Here is a 19,512-nt window from a genome sequence, read left to right on the forward strand (position 1 = left end):
GGCTCCCGCGTCGCTAATCTCCGGCCATGTTCGACGCCCTCTCCCCCGCCGCGCTCCCCGCCCTGCTGGCCGGCGGCGGGTTGGCGGCGGTGCTGGCCGGCACGCTGGCCCTGCGGCAGCACGCCCTGGTCGTGCTGGTCGTCGCCGGCCTGGGCGTGATGTGGCTCACCCCACGGGAGAACGTCGTCCGGGCCGAGGCCGAGGCAACCGCGGAGCGCTTCGCCGTCCGGGCCGTGGGCGAGGAGGCGAACTCCGGCGGGTGGGTCGTTCAAAGCAACGGCGTCTTTATGATGGGACAGACCGCCGCGATGACGGCTTACCGCCCCGGCCTCGGCGGCGGACTGGGGGAGCCGGTCGCCAGCCTGAAGCCCGATCAGGGCACGCAGTGGGACTGGAAGTTCCCGCGGCACATCGACGGCGACGCACTCGTCCGCACCGAACAGGGCGACTACGTCGTCACGCCCTATCAGGCGTTCCTCAATATCAACGGCCGGGTCGACAACGGCGGCGGCTGGCCGCTGTCCCCCCAACCGCAGGCCACGCCCGGGCTGCTGAAGCCGGGGGACCTGCTCGTCGCGGTGGAGGACCAGGCCGTCGCGAACGCGACCGCCTCCCTCGCCCCGCCGGCCCGGTTCGCGGCGGCGTTCGGGGACACCGCGGCGGATATCGGCCTGTTGATCGCCCTGGCCAGCGTGCTCGGCGCCGGGCTGACGCACTCCGGCGCCGCCGAGCGCCTGGTGCGGGCGCTGCTCTCGACCGTCGGCCCCCGCGGCCACCCGGCGGCGTTCTGCGCCGGCTCGCTGGCCCTGGGCGTGCCGGTGTTCTTCGACGCCGTCTTCCTGCTGTGCGCCCCGCTGGCGAAGTCCACCGCGCTCCGCACCGGCCGCGGGCCGCTCTTATTGCTCCTGTCCGTCTGTTGCGGCGGGGCGCTGACGCACTCCCTCGCCCCGCCGACCCCCGGCCCGCTGCTGGTCGCCGCGGAACTGGACGTCTCCATCCCGCTGATGATCGGCGTGGGGTTGGGCATCAGCGTCGCCACGGCTCCGCTCTGTCTGCTGTGGTGCTGGTGGCGGGTCCGGCGGTGGGAGCGGCGGGGCGAGGCGATTCCTGTCCGCGAGGGCGCCGGGGCCAGCCTGGGGCGCCTGCGGGAACTCGCCGAACGCCCTGCCCACGAACTCCCCCCGCTGTGGGCCAGCCTGCTGCCGCTGGCCGTCCCGGTGTTCCTCATCGCCCAGAAGGCCGCCTGGGAAATGGCCGTGCCGCGTTCGGGGACGGTCGTCGTGGCGGGCCTCCCGGTGTCCATCGCCGCGCCGCCCGTTCAGGAGAACTGGCGCGTCCCGATGGCGATCGTCGAGGCGCTGGGCGACCCGACGATCGCGGTGCTGGCGGGCACGCTGATCTCCCTGTTCCTGCTCTGGCGGTATACGGCCCCGTTGGAGCGGAAATCGGTCGTTGCGGACGCCGTCGCGGAGGGCGGCGGCATCCTGCTGGTCGCCGCCGCCGGCGGGGCCTTCGGCACAGCCCTCCGGCAGACCGGCGTGGGCGGGCTGATCGCCGCCGCCCCGGAACTCGACGGGCTGGGCCTGCTGGCGTTGGCGTGGGGCATCTCGCTGGCGGTGCGGACCGCCCAGGGGTCGGCGACGGTGGCGATGGTCGTCGCCGCCGGGCTGGTCGCCGCCGCGATCCCCGCCAGCGGGCTGCACCCGGTCTGGGTCGCCTGCGCGATCGGCTGCGGGTCGAAGGCGGTGCTCTGGCTGAACTCCAGCGGCTTCTGGGTGATCTGCCGGGCCGGCGGCCTGACCGAACGCGAAGCCCTCGCCACCGTCACCCCACTGACGGTCGTGATGGCCGTCGTCGGCTTGGGCGCCACCCTCACCGGCGCCTGGCTCTGGCCGGGCGTCTGAGACCCGCGGTTCGGTCCACCAACCCGACGCGTCAGCGAGGGCCGCGGCGCAGCCGCGGGGGGCGTCCGTCGGGCGTCGTTCGACGGACGCCCTCGCTGACGCTTCGGGTTGGTATTGAAATGCGGTTCATAAGTCCCCGTCTCATCGGGCCCGCCCGGCGGCGCCCCCAGAGCCGCTTGAACGCAAGTCCCGCGCGTCTCACGATCGCCCGTCCGGCGTTCCCCCTTCGAAAGCAGTCCGTGAGCGACGAAACCGAAACGTACGGCACGGGGCTGTCGCTGACGAAGACCGCGGTCATCCTCGCCGTGGTCGTGGCGCTGTTCGCCTGGGGCGTGGCGGCGGCGGAGTACGCCGCCGAGGCGGAGGGCTGGACGTCGGTCGACACCCCGGACGAGGACGCCTCCCCGGGCGGGCTCCGCCGCAACCGCAGCGCCGGGCTGCGACTGATGATCGGGGCGCTGCTGGCGTTCCTCTGGAACGGCGTCGTCCAGATCCCCAACGCCCCGTGGGTCGCGTGGTTCGCCCTGACGAACCGCTGGTGGATCGTCGTTCTGTTCCTGCTGGCGGAACTGGCGATCGCCGGCGGGGCGTTCCTGCTCCGCAAACTCGACGCGGAACTGCACGGCAAGACCGTGCGCGAAAGCGAACGCCCGGTCCGTCCGCAGCGACGCAAGACACGCCGCCCGGCCCGCCGGCCGCCCCCGGGCTACGGGTGAGCGGTCCGGCCGGCGTGCGCCGCCGCGTTCCGTCGGCCGTCAGAACGCCGCCGGGTCGAGCACGGCGTGGACGATCGACTTGCGCTGCCACGTGTAGGTGACGTGCAACCGCCCGTCGGCGGTTTGAATGACCGCCGGGTAGCTGTATTCGCCGGGGGCGTCCTCCAGCGTGAGGACCGTCCGCCAACGCCGGCCGTCGTCGGAGACCGCCACGTTCAGCGGCGTCCGCGGCCCGCCCCAGCGGCCCTCCGTGAGGCCGGAGTGGTTATAGACGACCGCGTGGGAGCCGTCCCGCAGCGTGACGGCGTCCGTGCCGGAGTTCGGGTTCGGCAGTTCGCCCAACGTCATCGGTCCCCAGGTTCGGCCGCCGTCCTCGGAATCGATTTCGAACAGCTTGCCCTGCCGCGTCCGCCCGATCGCCCGCAACCGTTCGCCGCCCAGGTTCAGCAGGCTCGGCTGGATCGCCTGAATCTCCACCCCCTCGTTCACCGGCCCGATCCGCTCCCAGGTGACGCCGTGGTCCACGGTGCGTTCGAAGTGCACCGCCCACGCGTCCGGCCCGCCCTGCTCGCCGGAAGTCTCCGTGCTGACCGGGCAGAGGATCGACCCGTCGGCGAGTCGAATCGGCTTGTTCTTCACCGGGCCGAGGATCCCCTCCGGCAACCGCCGCGGCGTCGCCCAGGTCCGGCCGCCGTCCTCGGAGGTCGTCAGCATCCCCCACCACTCCCGCGGCGACGGGCCGGCTTTATAGAACAGCAGCAGCGGCCCGTCCGCGGGTTGGAACAACACCGGGTTCCAGGTCGGGTACCGCAGCACGGAGCCGTCCGGCCGGCGGTATTGCACCCCGTTCGCCACTTCGACCGGCGCCGTCCACGCGGCCTCTCCCCGATCGGTCGGCTCCCGCCGGGACAGCCAGATCCCCACGTCGTCGTTCCCCTCGCGGGTTCCCCCGAACCAGGCGACGACCAGCGTCCCGTCCGCCGCCTCGGCGAGCGTCGACGCATGACAGGACGCGAACGGTGCCGAGTCCGGTTCGAACACGAACCCCGACCGCAGCAGCCCCGGCTGGGCTGCGTCGGCCGGGTCGTCGGCCGCGGCCGGGGTCGCGGGCAGCACGGCCAGGGCCAGCGCGGCGGCGGGAAGCAGGAGGGAGCGGGAAGACAGCGGCACGGCGAGGGCGTCCGTGGAGGGAATCGGGCAGGGTTATTCGGGAGGCGCCGCGGCTTCGAGGCGGTCGTCCGGCGGTTCGACGCCGATCACCTCGTCCAGCTTCGCCCAGACGGCCGTCCCCTCGCCGGTCGCCCCGACCTTGGCCGGGTCCGACAGCGCCGCCGCCACCCGCACCGTGCGGCCGGGGGCGAGGTCGGCGACCAGCCCGTCGAGCTGCTCGGGCACGACCGGCCCGCGGACCCGCAGCGGTTCGGCCTGCACGTTATCCGCGTCCCGCAGGGGGTTTTCGGGCGGATCGGCGATTGGCTTCGCCGGCGGCGCCGGCCGCCACGGGCTCAGCGTGAACTCCAGCTCCCAGCCCTTGCCGGTGCTGATGCCGGTCGCCCCGGCGTCGTTGACCACCCCCAGCAATTCCACCACCGCCCGCGCCGGCGGCCGCCGGGACCGGGGGGAATGCGGCGGACGGGACGAAGGAGATCGGCTCAAACGGCGTCGGGCGGGTTGGGGAACGGCGAACGCGGCGACGGTAACCGCCCCCCCGCCCCGCCGCCACGGGGCGATCGCCCGGACGCGTCTGTCGCCCTTTTGGGGGAGAGGGGGGAAGAACGGCGGCCGACCGCTGCTCAAGCCCTCAATATTCAATCTCCCCTCGCCCCCCTTTGGGGGAGAGGGGTCGGGGGTGAGGGGGCTGTGACTCCCGCCCGCCGTTCAACGTCCGTTCGCTCATCCGTCACCCCGATTTATCACCGCAGAGAGCGGGGACGTAGGAACCGTGCGTCACCCTCACCCCCGGCCCCTCTCCCTCGAGGGAGAAGGGGGAAGAACGAATTGAACCTCGCCCCGCCGCTGGCCGCTCACACCCCCGCCAGTTTAATCTCGTGCCCGCCCGCCCAGCCGGTGAGGTCGTCGCCCTTCAAGGCGGCGGCCATCAGGTTGGGGAACAGGTCCGGGGTGCAGGCGAAACTGGGGATGCCCAGTTCCGCGAAGGCCCGGGCGTTGTTCTGATCGAACATCGGGGCGCCCTCGTCGGAGAGGGCCAACAGGCAAACCGCCCGGGCCCCGCTGTCCACGATCTCCGCGGCCCGGCGGAGCATCTGTTGGTTGTTGCCGCCCTCGTAGAGGTCCGTGATCAGCACGAACACCGTCTTCTCCGGCCGGTCGATCAGCCCCTGACAGTAGGCGAGGGCGCGATTAATGTCCGTCCCGCCGCCCAGTTGGGTGCCGAACAGTAAATCGACCGGATCGCCGGCCAGTTCGGTGAGGTCCACGACGGCCGTATCGAACACGATCATGCTGGTCTTCACCGCCCGCAGGCTGGCCAGCACGGCCCCGAAGATGCCGCTATAGACGACGCTGGTGGCCATCGAACCGCTCTGATCCACGCACAGCACCACGTCCTTCATCGCCGACCGCTTGCGGCCGTGGCCGACGAGCCGTTCGGCGACGACCGTGCCGGTCTCCGGCAGGTAATTGTGCAGGTTCTTGCGGATCGTGCGGTCCCAGTCGATCTCCGCCGCCCGGGGGCGATAGTTGCGGACCGCTTTATTGAGCGCCCCGGTCACCGCCTGCCGCATCGGCTCGGCGAGCTTCTTTTGCAGTTCCTCGCACACCTTCCGCACCACCGCCCGGGCCGTCTCCCGCGAGCTCGCCGGCAGCGCCTTGCCCAGCGAGAGCAGCGTGCCGACCAGGTGCACGTCGGCCTCGACGGTCTCTAATAATTCCGGTTCCGTCAGCATCCGGGTGAGGTGCAGCCGATCCAGGGCGTCCCGCTGCATGACCTGCACGACGGACTTCGGGAAATACCCCCGCACGTCCCCCAGCCAGCGGGCAACGTTGGGGTTGGAGCCCCCCAGCCCGGCCCGCCGCTGCGTGGAGCCGTCCGGCCGCTGGCCGGCGTCGTAAAGAGCGGCGAGGCAGCCGTCCACACCGGCGTCGCCCTTGGACAGCCCCCCGCAGGACTCCTCGGCGGGCGAACCGAGGATCAGGCGCCAACGGCGACGGCGTTCTTCGTTGGTCATCAGTGGGTTCCGGCCGGGGAGAGACGTCGGCGACAGTCCCCCCTCGCCCCCTTTTGGGGGAGAGGGGTCGGGGGTGAGGGGGCAGTGACTGCCGGTTGCTCGTGACGGTCCGCCCGCTCACCCGGCACCTCACTGCATGAGCGGATGCGTGGGAACCGTTCGCTCACCCTCACCCCCGGCCCCTCTCCCTCAAGGGAGAGGGGGGAAGAACGAACGTCGATTCCTGCTCGGTGCGTCATGCCGCCCCCAAAATCAGTTTTAACACCGGGATCACCCGCCGCGCCCGCTCCTCGTCCACCGCCGGGCCGGCAGCGAGGGATTTCGATCTCGCCCCCGAGGCCCCGCCGCCGGCGAGGTTCTTGACCCGAGCGCCCATCTCCCGCCGCTCCGGGTGGGAGAAGTGGGCGAACGACCGGCGGAGCAGCGGCAACACCTCGAGAAACCGCTCGTCGTCCAGCGTGCCCAGCCAGCCGTCCAGGGCCGCCCAGACGGCGTCTTCATATAGCAATACCTTTGCGGAACCTTTTAAAAGCCCCTCGACCCATGCGGCGGCGGCGGCCGGTTCGGATGCGGCGGCCAACGCCAGCCGGGCGCGGCGGGCCAGTTCGTCGGCGTCGATCGCCCGCTCCTCCAACAGCGTGCGGGCCGCCCAGCCGCGGAGCAGCCCGTGCACCTCCTCCGTATTCGTGAGGGCGAACAACACGCCGCGCCAGGTCTCCGCCTCCTCAGTCAATTCCAGCGTCTTGAGCGCCGTGTGGACGCCCTCCGCCCCGGCGAGCGCGGCGGCGGCCGCTTCGTCGTCCAGCGACCGGCAGGCCGGCGGGAGGCCGACGAAGTAGCGTTCCAGCATCCCCCGCAGCACGGGCAATAATTCCTGCGCCCCGGTCCCGCGGACGTCCCCGTAGCGGGCCACGCGGGCCAGCGGCGGGATCGCGGCGGCCAGCCCGGCCGCGTCCGCGGCGACCGCCGCGGCGTCCCGCACCCGGCCCACCAGCAGCCCCACGGCGCCCGGCAGGTCGGCCAGCAGCGCCGCATCCAGCCGTTTGACCAGATCGGCCAGCCCGTCGTTGCCGCCGGCGTGCTCCGTGAGTTTGGAAGACGCCGCCGCCGGGACCGTGCCGCCGTAGCGGTTCGCTTCGATCACCCGCACGGCGAACTCCGGCCGCCAGTCGAGCGTCCAAGCCTCTTTGTAGGTGCCCGTGCCGCTTTCGTAGCCCCGCACGCCCCACGGCACGCCGAGGATTGTCAGCCGGTGCAATAAGCGGCTGCGTTCCAGATCCGTCTCCTTGCGCAGGTCCAGCGTGATCGGTTTTTTCTCGCCAGTCGGTTTGAACCGCAGGCGTTTCTGGGTCGCCTCGAGATCCTTTTGCAGAGGGACGGCGGGGGCGTCCGGCGGGACGGAACCGAGCGCGTCGCCAACTTCTAATTTGCAACGAATCAGCGCCAGCGGGGCCGGCTCCCCGTGGCAGAGCACGCCGAGGATCGCCTGGCTCAATTCGCTGAGGCCGGGGGCGCAGAACCCCCGCAGGGCGGCGAGGGCGTCGGCGAGGCGGACCGCTTCAATCACCCCGGCGCTGCTGGCGTCCTGCCCCTCCTCCCGTAATAGGCGAGCCGCCCGCGTGACCCAGCCGATCGCGGGTTGATTGACGTTTTGCCACAGGTGGCCGTACCAGCCGGGACTTTCAATGCCGGCGCCGTAGCCGCTGGCGTGGGTCAGGCGGTCGTTCGTCCACGGGCAGAGCGTCGCCGCGGTTTTCACCTTCGGCAGCCCCTTTAACAACTCCCGATCCGGCTTGTCCGGCCCGAGGTCGGCGAGGGCCGGCACGTGCCACGCCCCGCAGACGACGGCGATTTTGTGGCGACCGGCCTTCACCGCGGCCCGCAGCCGGCGCCGCATATGGGCCTCCCGCAGGGCGTCGCGGGACTCGTCGGGGCCGTCGCCGACCGCTGCGATTTCAACCTCCGCGGCGGTGCGGAGTTCGGTCATGGCCTCGGCGATGGCGTCGAACAATCCGGCGGCGTTCTGCCGCTGTTCGACCTGCTGTTCCCACCAGCGCTCCCGGTCGTCGTACCCCGCCGCCCGGGCCAGCCAGCCGAGGGGGTCGGCGCGAATGGGGTGCGGTTGGGACCGCTCACGGGGTTCCCCCGCTTCGCCGTCGCCGTTAGGCGGCGCGTCCTCCGGCAAGTCTTCGTCCTCCCCGGGGAGCACGTCCCCCTCCGGCGTGTCCGCCTCCTCCAGCCCGAATTGATGCGTCATCGGCAGGTCGATGAACTCGACCTCCGCGTTGTGGCTCAGGGCCCAGCGGGCGGCGGTGAGTTCGGGGGAATACTCCGCCAGCGGGAAGAACGCGGCTTTGGACGGGTCGTCCGCCGGGTGCACGAGAATCGCCGCCGGCGGGATGAACGCCGGGTCGGCAAGCAGCGGGATGAGGTCGTTCGCCTCCGGCGGGCCCTCGATGAGCACGGCGTCCGGCTGATACTCGTGCAACGCCGCCCCCAGCGCCCGGGCGCAACCGGGGCCGTGGTGACGGACGCCGAAGAGTTTGACGGGGGCGGGGGCGTCGTTCATGACTGCGTGATTGGAACCGCGACCGTCAGGGAGTCGGCACGCGCGGCGCTGCGGTCGAAACGGGCGGCGAGTCGGGAGGGGCGATCCGAAGGAGCCGGCTCCCTGACGGTCGCGGTTCTATAGCAACTCACAGCGCCTCCCGGCAGGCGCGGTAGAAGTCGCCCCAGCCGTCGCGTTCCTTGACGACGGTTTGCAAATATTCCTGCCAGACGAGGCGGTCCTGCACCGGGTCCTTGACGATCGCCCCGGTGATGCCGCTGGCGAGGTCGCGGGCGTTTAGTTTGCCGTCGCCGTAAAAGGCGGCCATCGCCGTGCCGCTGTTGACCACGCTGATCGCCTCCGCCGCGGAGAGCGTGCCGCTGGGGCTTTTTAACTTCGTCTTGCCGTCGTCCGTCAGGCCGTCGCGGAGTTCGCGGAAGACCGTCACCACCCGGCGGACCTCCTCCAGCGCCGGGGCCTCCGCCGGCAGTTCCAGGGCCCGGCCGAGCTGTTCGCTGCGGCTGCGGACGATTTCCACCTCGTCCTCCAAATTGTCCGGCACCGGCAGCACGACGGTATTAAAGCGCCGCATCAGGGCCGAACTCAGCTCGTTCACGCCGCGGTCGCGGTTGTTGGCGGTGGCGATGACGTTGAAGCCGCGCTGGGCCTGCACCTCCGTATTCAATTCCGGCACCGGCAGGGATTTTTCGGAGAGGATGGTGATGAGCGTGTCCTGCACCTCGCTGGGGATGCGGGTCAGTTCCTCTACCCGGCAGATGGTGCCGGTCGCCATCGCCCGCAGCATGGGGGATTCGGTCATCGCCGCTTCGCTGGGGCCCTCGGCCAACAACCGGGCGTAGTTCCAGCCGTACCGCAGGGCAGATTCGTCCGTGCCGGCGGTGCCCTGCACCAACAGCGTGCTGTTCCCGCTGATCGCCGCGGCGAGGTGCTCGCTGACCCACGATTTCGCCGTGCCCGGCACGCCATAGAGAAGCAGCGCCCGGTCGGTGGCGAGGGTGGCGACGGCGATCTCGATCAGGCGCTCGTTGCCCACATATTTCGGCGTGATCGTCGTGCCGTCGGCCAGCGTGCCGCCCAATAAATACTGCTTCACCGCCCAGGGGGAGAGGTTCCAGTTCGGCGGCTTGGGCTTGTCGTCGACCGCGGCGAGGGCGGCCAGTTCGTGGGCGTATTCCTCCTCCGCGTGCCGACGCAGGACCGTGGCCTGATCGACCTTCGGCTTGTTCGCGGCGGGCGCCGGGGGGGAGTTCGTCTTGGCGGCCATCGGGCGTTCCGGGAGGACTGACAGGAGGAATTAGGGGAGGAGTTCGTGCAGGCGGCGCCGCAGCAGCGCCGCGGCGGAGGCCCGTTCGAGCCAATTGGGCAGGTCGTGCGGTGCCGGCCAGCCGGGGGGCAGGTCGGCGAGGACCGCCGGCGGGAGGCGTTCGAGCACGCGGCCGATCGGCTCCTGCCATTTCCAATAGTCGTACCCCCGCTTGCCGTCGCCGGCCTCGATCGCGGCGACAACGGCCCGGGCGAAGTCGTCCGGCCACGGGTCCGGCACGGCGTTCCAGAGCAGCGCCCCCAATTCCTCCGGCGCCTTCGCCACCGCCTTCGCAGTCAGCAACGGCCGGACGAAATCGGCCGCGGCGGCCGGGGGCAGGGCGGCGATGAATTCAGTCAGCGACTCGCCCGCCGCCGGCACGGCCGCGGCGGCCTTCTTGCCGCGACGGGCGCGGTTCAATTGAGCGCACGCCCACTCCGACAGCGCCGGCGCCCACCCGGCGGCGACCGTCGCGTCGGTCGTCGCGAAGCGGGCGGCGGCGGCGGTCCAGCCGGCGAGCACGTCCTCGCCGTGCTCCGCCGGCTCCGCCAGGGCGATGAGGTCCGCGGGCTCCCGGCCGAAGCGGTCCAACCAATGCGACGGCGGCACGCTCGCCAAGGCACGCACCAGTCGTTCGGCCCGCACGCCGCGGCCGCCCGCCGCCCCCTTCGCCGGCTCCGTCGCCAGCAGACCCCAGTCGATGCCCGCGTCGCCCTCGATCTGCTGCCCGGAGGCGGGGGGCAGCGTGACGACCAGCTTCGCCTTGAGCCGTCCCGCAACGTCCAGCAGGGCGTCCGCCGCCGCGCGGCGGGCCGCGGCGAAGGCGGAGTCCGGCAGGCCGAGCAGCAGATTCTCCGCGACCGCCGGCAGGGCCTTACTGCGGTCGGCGAGGGCCGCCTCCAGAAAGGGCTCGTCCGCCGCGGAGAGGCCCGTCTCGAAGGTCTCCAGCAACGCGGCCCGGCGGAAGGCGGTTTCGCCTTTCCACGTCTCCTCCAAGGCGGCCCGGGCGGCGGCAGGGTCGGCGGCCCGCCAGCGCCGCAGGGCGTTCAGGCGCGTGCCGAAGTGATCGGCGGCGAACGCCTCCGCCAGATCGGCGGGAGCCTTCCCTTCGGACGCGGGCGTCGGGCCGGCGGCCTGCTCCGAGACCCAGGCCCAGTCCGGGTTGAACCCGGCGAGCCAGCGGCCGCGGGGTCCGGCGGCCGCGGCGACCGCCGCCCGAATCGCCGTCGTCCGGCCGCCGCGGGCGCCGGCGCCGGAGGAGGCGACCCCGAACGCGGCCGGCAACGTCCGCGGCGGCAGGCTCAGGCCGCGGTCGACCAGCCGTTCGCACACCTCCCGCAGCAGGACGGGATGCTCCTCGCAGACGGCGGCCACGACCGCCGCCAACTCTGGCGGAGCGGGGGGAACGGCCCTGTCGTCGCAGGGTTCCGGCACCGCGGGGGCGGGCGCCGCTTCACGACCCGCCTGCTCCCAGAGATCCGCGGCCGCGGCGGCCAGCAGGAACCGTGTCTCCGGCGTGTCTCCCTCACGGGAGACATACGGGAGTTCCTCGGGAGTCAGATCCGCCGCGGGACCGGCCTTGGCGAGACCGACGACGGCGGCGCGGACGCGTTCGTTCATCGCGGCGCTCCCGACGCCAAGGCGTCGGCTTGGGGGGCGGGCACACCGGCGTCCCACCGCAGCGGGCGGAACCGCGGACCGCCGGGGGCGTCGGTGACGTACTCGCCGGCCACCGTCAGCGGGCGGCCGCCGCTCTCGGCGAGCAACCCCCACCACTCGCCCCGGGTCAGCCGCACGCCGGCGCCGGACTCGTCCCGCAACCACCAGGCCCCGTCGTCCACCAACGGCGTCACTCCCCCGAGCAACCCTGAAAACGTCGTGCGAAACGGGCAGGCGGCCAGTTCGTCCGCGACGTCGTTCAACAAGCCTGCGACGCCCGCCCCCGGCGGCAGCGGCACGGGCACCGGCTCCGCCTCACGGCCGACCACGACCGCCCGGCGGGGGGCGGCGGAGGGGTGGAACGCCAACTCCATCGCCTGGACGCAGCCCTCGACGAACGTCTCCACGAACCCCTGCCCGCCGGCGCCCCCGTAGGCCGCGAACTGCACCACCTCGGCGGTACGGTCGGTCATGACCCCCTTCAACCACGTCCGCCGACCGCGGACGCGGTCCTCCTCCCACTCGACCGTTCCGAGAGTCAGCCAGGCGTCATTGACTCTCTCCCCGGAGTCAACTGTCTCCCGTTCCGTGCGGCTCCAGCCGATCAGCGTGCGGACGTCCTCCCGCAGCTCCTCCGGCAGGGCATCCTGGTTCTGATAGGCGGCGACCAGCAACCGCAGGACGGCGCAGCCGGAAAGCAGCCGCTCCGGCCAGTCCGGGCCGCTGCCGGGGATCTCGGAGAGGGCCCGCAGCCGGGCGGCGAGGCCGGGGGCCTGGGCGTCCACCAATCGGGCGGCCTGCTCCTCGAAGGGGCCGGGGCCGCTGGTTTCCAACTCCGCCAGCCCCTGCCGCAGGCGGTCGTCCAGCCAGAGGTTCAGCCGGTCCAGCCCGTCGGCGATCTTTGCCTCCCGGGCGGCCCGGCGTTTGGCTTGGGCGGCGGGGTCGGCCGGCTTGCTGGAGGCGGCCTTCGTGGCCTTGGCCTGAGCGGTGGAGGAGCGTTTGGAGAGCCACTCCGCGACCCAGTCCGGCGGCTCGCCGGCGGGGCAGAAGGCGTCGCTGCCCGCGGCGCCGATCAGCAAACCCAACGTGTGCTTGCAGGGCAATTTGCGGCTGGGACAACTGCACTTCCAGGCCGGCCCGGCCAGATCGACCCGCACCTGATACGGCGTTTTCCCGCTGCCCCGGAAGGCCCCCCACAGGGCGGCGTCGGACCGGCCGCGGTCGCTCCACTTGGCGGCCTGCCCGGCGAGTTTGCGGCCGTTCTTCAAGCTCGCCGCATCCGGGGCGAGGCCCTCGGTCCATTCGACGGTGAGCAGCGCGGCGGACACGGCGGCGAACCTCAAATCGCACCGGGGACAGAAGAAGTGTGCGCACGTTCATGTGTCGTCGCAACCTCGACCGGGGGAGTTTGCGGAACGAATCAGAAATTTCCTCTCCGGCCGGAACGGTCGGATCCTAAGCGGGACGCATGCGCCTCGCTGGGGCGGGAGGCGGACGCGGCTCACGCTGGCCAGGGGACTTCCAGAAACCGCGGTTTCCACTTCGCCGGGTCCTGCGGCGGGAAGCCCTGCGGCGGGAGGTCCAGCAGGGCGACGGTGCGGGGGGTCGCACGCCAGCAGGCGCCGGGGTTCAATAAATACGCCGACCGGTCGCCGAACCGCCGGCGTTCCCAGGTCGGCCGGTGGGTGTGGCCGCTGAGGATTATATCGTGGAAGGTCCCGTCGAGGCCGTGTTCGGCGAATTCCTCGTGCTCCCAGGTCGTGCCGTGGGTGACGCAGAGGCGGACGCCGTCCACTTCCAGCAGTGCCGGGTCGCCGTAATCAATCCCGCGTTCCGCGGCGAGGGCCTTGAGGGCGGCGGGGTCGCGGTCGTTGTTGCCGGGAACGAGGTACACCGGCCGGCCGTCGGCGACGCGGGCCAGTTCCTTCAACACGCCGTGCGGGGAGTAGCGCCCGCCGCCCACGTCGCCGCAGTGCAGGAAGAGGTCCGGAGCGTGGGCGTTGAGAACCGCCAGCGCCGCGGCGGTCTCGGGGACGCGGCCGTGGGTGTCGGAGAGAACGGCGAGTCGGGTCACGGCGGGCCGGGAGAAACAGAAGGGAAAAGACGGACGACGGCAGGGGGCGATCCGCGGGGGCGGTCGCGGGGTTGGGAAGGATATCGTCTCGGGCTCTCCTCCGTTCCCGCCCCCGTTCCCCCTCCGAATCGCCCGATGCCCCGCTCGCGTCTCGCTCCTGCCCTCGCCAGCGTTTGCCTGCTGGGTTTGACCGCGTCGCCGGGCGCCGCCGCGGAGGGCGAGGAGTGGTCCCAGTGGCGCGGCCCGGGCCGCGCCGGCGCGATCCCGCTGCCCGCCGACGCCCCCGCCCTGCGGACCGACGCCCCCGCGGACGGCCTGAAGCCGGCGTGGATCGCCAAGATCGAAGGCGCCAGCGGCGGCTGGGCCAGCCCGGTGGTCGCCGACGGCCGGGTCTTCCTCGCCGTCGCGGGACGGGTGAAGCGGGAGGGCGTGGAACTGCCCCCGCCGAAGTATCCGCCCCTGCCGGAGGGCGAGGACGACGACCTGCCCGCGGGCGAACTGGATGAATACGAGCGCAACCGCCGGGCCGAGAGCCTCGAGCGCCGCAAGCTCGAATACACCGGCCGGGAGGTCGTGCACTGCTTCGACGCCGCCACCGGCGAGACGCTGTGGACGAACGAGCGCGACGCCGCCGTCACCCGCTTCCCGCAGTCCAGCACCCCGGCGGTCGCCGGCGACAAGCTCGTCTGCCTCGGCGGCGACCGCGTGCTGCGGGCGCTGGACGTCAAAACGGGCGAGAAGGTCTGGGAAACGACCCTGCCGGGCGAAGTGGACGGGGAGCAGATTTCGTCCTCCCCCGCCATCCTGGAAGACGGCGACGGCGGCGGCACGATCGTCCTGCTGGCCGACGGCCTGTACGGCGTGGACCTCGCCGATGGCGCCCTGCTGTGGGAGAACGCGGAACTGGGCGGCCGCGATTCCAGCCCCGCGCTCTGGGACGGGCTGGCGATCGTGAACGTCGACGGGGGGGCGACCGTCGCCGTGAACCTCGCCGACGGAGAGGAAGCCTGGCGGTTGGAGGAGACCGGCGCCTCCCGCTCCTCCCCGGTCGTCACGACGACGGCCGCCGACGAGCCCCGCCTGCTGACGTTCGGCGGCAGCCGCAAGGGCGGCCTGCGGTGCTTCGCCCTGAACGGGGCCGAGGAGCCCGAACTGCTGTGGGCCTATCAACAACTCTCCGACCCCGGCGCCAGCCCGGTCGTCGCCGGGGACCTGGTGCTCGCCCCCGGCGACCGCCGGTTGGACTGCGTGAGCCTGGAGGACGGAAGCGGCCTGTGGACGGCCCGGCTGGACCTCGCCAAGCCGCGGTACACCTCCCCCGCGGCCGTCGTCACCGGGGACGGCGGCGTCGGCCTGTATACCTTCGGCCGCCTGCTGGCCTTCGACCTGACCGCCGAGGAGTTCCGCCCCCGCTACGACCTCTCCGTCGGCCCCGAGGGCCTCGCCAAGACGGAGGATCAATGGCGGGAGGAATTGAACGTCTCCCCCGGCGACCCGGAGGGCGTGGCGAAGTACGACCGGGTGATCACCCGCGCCGGCCTGCTGGACTGCGCCAGCCCCGCCGTGGCCGAGGGCCGCGTGTATCTGCGGCTGCGGAACCACCTCGTCTGCTACGATTTGACGAAGTAAAGGGACGTATTGAACTCCCCTCGCCCCCTTTTGGGGGAGAGGGGTCGGGGGTGAGGGGGCAGCGGCGCCCGCTTGCGGTTCACCGTCCGCCGGCTCGTCCGTCGTCCGGTCCGTCACCGCAGAGAGCGGAGACGGGTGAACCGTTCGCCCACCCTCACCCCCGGCCCCTCTCCCTCGAGGGAGAGGGGAGAAGGACGCTATCGCCGGACGTCGGCGGGGGTTTTGACGGTCCAGTCCTTCTGCTTTGCCGCGGCGGCGGTTTGGGCGGCCTCGCGGGTGCGGCCGGTGCGGGCCTGCAACTCCGCGAGGTTCGCCAGGGCGATCGCGTGGTTCGGGTCGGCGGCCAACGCGGTCCGCAACTCGCGTTCGGCGCCGAGGGGGTCGCCGGTGCGCCTCAGCACGTAGGCGACTTCGACGTGCGGCCGCGGATCGCCCGGCCGGGCCGCCGCCCATTGGGCGGTCAGGGCGCGGGCCGCCTGCGGGCGGCCGGTGTTCAGATACAACTCGGCCAGCTTGTGGACGGTCGGCTGGTGGTCCGGGTCGAGGGCCAGCGTCTGTTTGTAGAGAGCCTCCGCCGGCCCGGGGCCGCGGAGCGTCTGCGTGGCGGCGGCGAGGTTGTGGCGGTAATCGGCCTCGGCGGGATCGTCCAGTGCCGCCCGCCGGAACTCCTCCGCCGCGGCGGCGGTTTGCCCTTGGGCGTACAGCTGCTTGCCCCGCATGTTCGCCGCGTGCCCGGCGAGTTGATGGCAGCCCGAGAGCGCCGCCGCGAGCGCGGCGCTTCCCAGAACGGCAACGGTCGTTCGCACGAACATGCGCGGGGGATAGCGGTTCGCGCGCGAACCGCCAAGGCGAACCGACCGCGAGCCTCACGCCCCGGCGGGCCGCCCCCCGGTGTGGGCGAGGGAGTCGACGTGCAGCTCGACGCTGCGGGCCAGATCGAACACGACCTCCCGCGGCGCGGCGATCACGGTCGTGAGTTCGAGAACCGGCACGGGCGGTTCAGTTCGCCGCCGCTTCGGACCGCCCCGCACGGTCGCCGGTCGCCGCGGAGAGCTTGGCGTCCAGTTTGGCGTTGAGATCCGCTTCGACCGCGGCGTAGGCCGGGTCGCCGGCGTGGTTCTTTTTGCCCAGCGGGTCGGCCTTGCGGTCGATCAGCAGGGCGGACCGCTCGCCGTTCGGCTGGCGGTAGCGGACGTAGTGGTAGTCCGCCGACGCGATCGAATCGCCCGCTTTGAACCGGGTGTAGGCGTGGTCGCGATGGGCGGCGGACGGATCCTGCAAGACCGCGGCGAAGCTGCGGCCGTGGATCTCGCCCTCGGGGACCGGGACGCCGGCCAGTTCGCAGAGGGTGGGGTGCAGGTCGACGAATTCGACGTAACTCGGGACCGCGGCGCCCCGGGCCACGCCGGGGCCGCTCATCCACAGGGCCGTGCGGAGGGCGTCGTGCAGCAGGGTGTTTTTCGCCCACTGATTGTGCTCGCCCAGCAGCCAGCCGTGGTCGCCCAGGACGACCACGACGGTGTTCTCCGCCAGGCCCGTCTGCTCCAGCTTGTCCGTCACCCGCCCCAATAAATCGTCGGCGTGGGAGACGGAGGCGGAATACCCCTGCTGCATCCGGCGGTGATAATCGTCGGAGTTGTATTTCACCTCGAACTTCATATCCAAGGTCATCGGGACGTAGGCGAACTGCTCCTTCACGCCGTTCAGCCCGGCCGGTTTGGGCTGCGGCCAATCGCGATACTCGGCCAGTTCAATTTTCGGCCGGGGATAGAGGGCGTAGGTCTCCTCCGGGGAGAAGAACGGCATGTGCGGCTTGGCGAGGCCGCAGGCGAGGAAGAACGGCTCGCCCCCCGCGGCCAGGCGGTCGAGGTCGGCCATCGTTTTGGCGGCGATCAGGCCGTCGCTGGTTTCCAGCGGGTCGACCTCGCCGGCCTCCCACATCGGGACCTTCTTCACCGTTTTGCCGCCGGGCAGTTTGCGGGTCTCCTCGTTCGTCTTCATCCACGCCGCGGTGGCGTCGTTATAAAAATGCCGGCCGCCGATCGCCGGCTTCCAGGGGGTTTCGCTCCAACTGCGGTCGGCCGTGTCTTTGGGGTGATGAAAGATCTTGCCGTTGCTGATCGTCGTATAGCCCGCCTCCTTGAACCGCTGCGGCAGCGTCTTCGCGTTCGGGGCGTCGCGCTCGGCCCAGGTGAGGAAGTCCGGGAACCGCTCGCGGGTGGGATACAGCCCCGTCATCAGGCTGGCCCGGCTGGCGCCGCAGGTGGGCACCTGACAGTAGGCGTTCTCGAACCGCACGCCGGACTCGGCCAGACGGGTGAAGTTCGGCGTGACCATCCGCTCGTGGCCGTAGTCCGCGGTCTGGGGCCGCAGGTCGTCGATATAAAACAGCAGCACGTTCGGCCGGCCCGCCGACGGGGCCGGCGTCTCGGCGACCGGTTCCGCGGCGGACAGCGGCAAACCGACGGCGAATCCCGCCGCGACGAAGAGGAACGGGCGGAGCGGCGAACGCATCGGCGACACGGCGGAACGGGCGGGGAGCGGCGACGCCGCGGACGGCGGCGCGGGCCCAGCGTAGCCGGCCGCGGCGCCGCTCCGCCAAGCCGGCCGGCGCAGCCTCCCGTGAGCCCGAAGCGCAAGCGAGGCGCGCGACTCACCCACCTCGCTTGCGCTTCGGGCTCACTCGGGGACGCCGGACGGCCCTCGCTGACGCGTCGGGTTGGTGTGCGGCGGGCTCAGCCGGTGTAGCGGCCGTCGTCGGTGCGGCCGGCGTGGCCGAGGTCGGCCAGCACTTCCAACACCGGGGCGACCTTCGCCGGGCCGGCGCCTTGGAAGAAGGCGGCGACGTCCGCGGGCGCCAGGGGGCGGTCGGCGGCGGCCAGCACGCCGCGGACGGCCCGGTACTGGGCGACCGGGTCGGACATCGCCGGCCACTTGCGGACGGCGGCGGCGGGCGGCGGCGGGGCGGCGGCCTCCCCGGTGAGGGAGCGTTGCCGTTTGGCCTCCGCGGCCCGGGCGGCGGCGCCGTCGGGGTCCTGAAACTCCGGCCGCAGATAGCGAATCCGCCCGCGGGCCTCCTCGGCGGCCCGTTCGGCGTTGAGGGCGACCAACCGGGCGAGGATCGCCTCGTCCTCCAGCCCGACCGGCCAGCCGTAGGCGTCGGCGACGGCGGCGTCGAGGTCGTCGTGCAGCGCCCGCAACACCCCGACCAACCCGCGGTCGTGCACGTCCCGCTGCTTGTCGTTGAGGGCGTCGCCGCTCCGCAGGGCCTCCAGCACGTTATAGAGCCCGGTGAGCGTCGAGTCCGGGTGTTGGTAGTGTCCTAAGAGTGTGTTGGTCTAGAAAGAACTCAGATTCCCGGCAAGAACACTCCCAACTGATCCTTGATGGCGTCTCTCTTCCCCGCGGGCAGGACGGCCCCAATCGACTCTCTCAGGGCCGGCTTCTGGGATCCGGACAGCTGCGACCTGTAAAGGCATGTCAAAAGGCAGTTCAATCCGATCAGGACGTTTCGTTCCCGGCTACGCCATTGCCGCATGCGAATATCGTCCTGAACAAACATCTGGACAGCTCCCGTTTCCGTCGTCATCCGGTAGGAGTCAGATGACCCGTGAACCGCCATAGACAGCTTGGCGTATTCTCCGCCTAGCAGGTCAAGCCCGCTGACCCGCTCATCAAGCCCTGCAAGCCCTGGGTGGGAGCGAAAGTACGCGAGAAGATCTGAGAATCCCTTACGGTACTGCCCCGCGTCCCGCAGTTCGTTTTCGACCGGATGGTCCTTGAAGAACTGCGCGCAGAGGGCGTTTTCGATGCATGCTCTGAGGGTTTGCAAAGACGCTCTCCAGACGCCCATAACTGCTAAAACGTGCGATGTCAGGGCGTCGTTCTTCGCCTCGACATGGAAGGCGTGCGCGGATTCCGCCATCCGCCCTTCAAACATGTAGCACGACCAAGCATGTAGAGACGCAAGATCTTTGTAGCTGTCTGAGTATGTGTGTAAATCTCGGGCTTCGTCCGTTATCGCGGCGGTCATTTCGGCGATCCACGCATCGTGGAATCGCCGAAAGCTCGCCTCTAACTCGCCCCGTAGCGTGTTCATCGCAGATTCTCACCATCTAATCCAACAGCAACGCGAGGGTCCTCATCAGCTCTGACGATGCCCTATGGCTCTTCGATGCCCGCTCTTTGCGAAGCCTGTCGAGAGCTTCGGGGTTCTCTCGGAAATATTGAAGGATTTTCCCGATCGTGTCGCGAACGGAGTACGTTCCCAATACCTCCACCGGGATGCCCCATTCGTCGATAAGCTGCTTCCATTCCTGCTTATTGAACGCCGACATCGCTACCAGTCCGCTCACGCTGAGCGCGGCGTCATCTGAGTTGATCCCTGCGGGGGACGCTGCTGGACGAAACAGGCTCGCCAACTCTTTCATCTCTACATTCGGGCCAGCGCGGAGAGCTTGAGCCACAGAC

The 19,512-nt window shown here is 71.3% G+C and carries 17 protein-coding genes; 3 read left to right on the forward strand and 14 right to left on the reverse strand.

Translation table 11 applies throughout. The features are described 5' to 3' along the window. Positions 1-26: 26 nt before the first annotated feature. The gene (locus tag CA12_RS04630; RefSeq protein WP_145357709.1) at positions 27-1,904 is read left to right on the forward strand and encodes a GntP family permease; all 1,878 of its coding nucleotides are present in this window, start codon (positions 27-29) and stop codon (positions 1,902-1,904) included. A gap of 239 nt (positions 1,905-2,143) precedes the next feature. Then, positions 2,144-2,620 (forward strand): hypothetical protein, encoded by a 477-nt coding sequence (locus CA12_RS04635; protein ID WP_145357710.1) that lies wholly within the window; start codon positions 2,144-2,146, stop codon positions 2,618-2,620. A 39-nt stretch (positions 2,621-2,659) separates the two neighbouring features. Here CA12_RS04635 and CA12_RS04640 read toward each other — a convergent pair whose 3' ends face one another. The 8 genes from CA12_RS04640 to CA12_RS21830 form a co-directional block, all read right to left on the reverse strand. Beyond that, positions 2,660-3,790, reverse strand: a complete 1,131-nt coding sequence (locus CA12_RS04640; protein WP_145357711.1) for a sialidase family protein — start codon at positions 3,788-3,790, stop codon at positions 2,660-2,662. Positions 3,791-3,823: 33 nt separating this feature from the next. Further along, positions 3,824-4,210: a hypothetical protein gene (locus CA12_RS04645; protein WP_145357712.1), complete on the reverse strand. Its 387-nt coding sequence runs from the start codon at positions 4,208-4,210 to the stop codon at positions 3,824-3,826. A gap of 434 nt (positions 4,211-4,644) precedes the next feature. Next, positions 4,645-5,808 (reverse strand): VWA domain-containing protein, encoded by a 1,164-nt coding sequence (locus tag CA12_RS04650; protein WP_145357713.1) that lies wholly within the window; start codon positions 5,806-5,808, stop codon positions 4,645-4,647. Between the two features lie 235 nt (positions 5,809-6,043). Then, positions 6,044-8,377 (reverse strand): DUF5682 family protein, encoded by a 2,334-nt coding sequence (locus tag CA12_RS04655; protein WP_145357714.1) that lies wholly within the window; start codon positions 8,375-8,377, stop codon positions 6,044-6,046. A 127-nt stretch (positions 8,378-8,504) separates the two neighbouring features. Further along, entirely contained in the window at positions 8,505-9,641 is a 1,137-nt protein-coding gene (locus tag CA12_RS04660; RefSeq protein WP_145357715.1) for an ATP-binding protein, read from the reverse strand. Between the two features lie 30 nt (positions 9,642-9,671). Continuing rightward, positions 9,672-11,300, reverse strand: a complete 1,629-nt coding sequence (locus CA12_RS04665; protein ID WP_145357716.1) for a DUF5691 domain-containing protein — start codon at positions 11,298-11,300, stop codon at positions 9,672-9,674. Then, on the reverse strand, positions 11,297-12,667 hold the full coding sequence (locus CA12_RS04670; RefSeq protein ID WP_165700550.1) for an SWIM zinc finger family protein: 1,371 nt from the start codon (positions 12,665-12,667) through the stop codon (positions 11,297-11,299). Before CA12_RS04670 ends, CA12_RS04665 begins: the two co-directional genes overlap by 4 nt. Positions 12,668-12,840: 173 nt before the next feature. Beyond that, positions 12,841-13,413 carry a metallophosphoesterase family protein gene (locus CA12_RS21830; protein WP_165700551.1) on the reverse strand — a complete coding sequence of 191 codons (573 nt, stop codon included), beginning with the start codon at positions 13,411-13,413 and terminating at the stop codon, positions 12,841-12,843. 135 nt (positions 13,414-13,548) lie between these two features. Between CA12_RS21830 and CA12_RS04680 the strand changes: the two genes are divergently transcribed. Continuing rightward, positions 13,549-15,042, forward strand: a complete 1,494-nt coding sequence (locus CA12_RS04680) for a PQQ-binding-like beta-propeller repeat protein (protein WP_145357718.1) — start codon at positions 13,549-13,551, stop codon at positions 15,040-15,042. A 197-nt stretch (positions 15,043-15,239) separates the two neighbouring features. Here CA12_RS04680 and CA12_RS04685 read toward each other — a convergent pair whose 3' ends face one another. The 6 genes from CA12_RS04685 to CA12_RS04705 form a co-directional block, all read right to left on the reverse strand. Continuing rightward, complete coding sequence (locus CA12_RS04685) at positions 15,240-15,854, reverse strand: tetratricopeptide repeat protein (protein ID WP_145357719.1); 615 nt, start codon at positions 15,852-15,854, stop codon at positions 15,240-15,242. Between the two features lie 54 nt (positions 15,855-15,908). After that, positions 15,909-16,034, reverse strand: coding sequence for a hypothetical protein (locus tag CA12_RS22960; protein ID WP_261342391.1), 126 nt, complete (start codon positions 16,032-16,034; stop codon positions 15,909-15,911). A 7-nt stretch (positions 16,035-16,041) separates the two neighbouring features. Next, positions 16,042-17,556 carry a sulfatase gene (locus CA12_RS04690; RefSeq protein ID WP_145357720.1) on the reverse strand — a complete coding sequence of 505 codons (1,515 nt, stop codon included), beginning with the start codon at positions 17,554-17,556 and terminating at the stop codon, positions 16,042-16,044. A 221-nt stretch (positions 17,557-17,777) separates the two neighbouring features. Next, a complete protein-coding gene (locus CA12_RS04695; protein WP_145357721.1) occupies positions 17,778-18,320 on the reverse strand; it encodes a hypothetical protein in 543 nt (180 codons plus the stop codon). A gap of 71 nt (positions 18,321-18,391) precedes the next feature. Beyond that, positions 18,392-19,075, reverse strand: coding sequence for a hypothetical protein (locus CA12_RS04700; RefSeq protein ID WP_207622144.1), 684 nt, complete (start codon positions 19,073-19,075; stop codon positions 18,392-18,394). Positions 19,076-19,157: 82 nt separating this feature from the next. After that, positions 19,158-19,472: a hypothetical protein gene (locus CA12_RS04705; RefSeq protein ID WP_145357723.1), complete on the reverse strand. Its 315-nt coding sequence runs from the start codon at positions 19,470-19,472 to the stop codon at positions 19,158-19,160. Between the last annotated feature and the right edge of the window lie 40 nt (positions 19,473-19,512).

The organism is Alienimonas californiensis, from assembly GCF_007743815.1.
Classification (GTDB): Bacteria; Planctomycetota; Planctomycetia; order Planctomycetales; family Planctomycetaceae; genus Alienimonas; species Alienimonas californiensis.

Excerpts from the sequence above, each read along its gene's own strand:
- CA12_RS04655 (WP_145357714.1), bottom strand. The coding sequence starts at position 8,377 with ATGAACGACGCCCCCGCCCCCGTCAAACTCTTCGGCGTCCGTCACCAC.
- CA12_RS04660 (WP_145357715.1), bottom strand. The coding sequence starts at position 9,641 with ATGGCCGCCAAGACGAACTCCCCCCCGGCGCCCGCCGCGAACAAGCCG.
- CA12_RS04650 (WP_145357713.1), bottom strand. The coding sequence starts at position 5,808 with ATGACCAACGAAGAACGCCGTCGCCGTTGGCGCCTGATCCTCGGTTCG.
- CA12_RS04690 (WP_145357720.1), bottom strand. The coding sequence starts at position 17,556 with ATGCGTTCGCCGCTCCGCCCGTTCCTCTTCGTCGCGGCGGGATTCGCC.
- CA12_RS04665 (WP_145357716.1), bottom strand. The coding sequence starts at position 11,300 with ATGAACGAACGCGTCCGCGCCGCCGTCGTCGGTCTCGCCAAGGCCGGT.
- CA12_RS04700 (WP_207622144.1), bottom strand. The coding sequence starts at position 19,075 with ATGACCGCCGCGATAACGGACGAAGCCCGAGATTTACACACATACTCA.
- CA12_RS04685 (WP_145357719.1), bottom strand. The coding sequence starts at position 15,854 with ATGTTCGTGCGAACGACCGTTGCCGTTCTGGGAAGCGCCGCGCTCGCG.
- CA12_RS04680 (WP_145357718.1), top strand. The coding sequence starts at position 13,549 with ATGCCCCGCTCGCGTCTCGCTCCTGCCCTCGCCAGCGTTTGCCTGCTG.
- CA12_RS04630 (WP_145357709.1), top strand. The coding sequence starts at position 27 with ATGTTCGACGCCCTCTCCCCCGCCGCGCTCCCCGCCCTGCTGGCCGGC.
- CA12_RS04705 (WP_145357723.1), bottom strand. The coding sequence starts at position 19,472 with ATGAAAGAGTTGGCGAGCCTGTTTCGTCCAGCAGCGTCCCCCGCAGGG.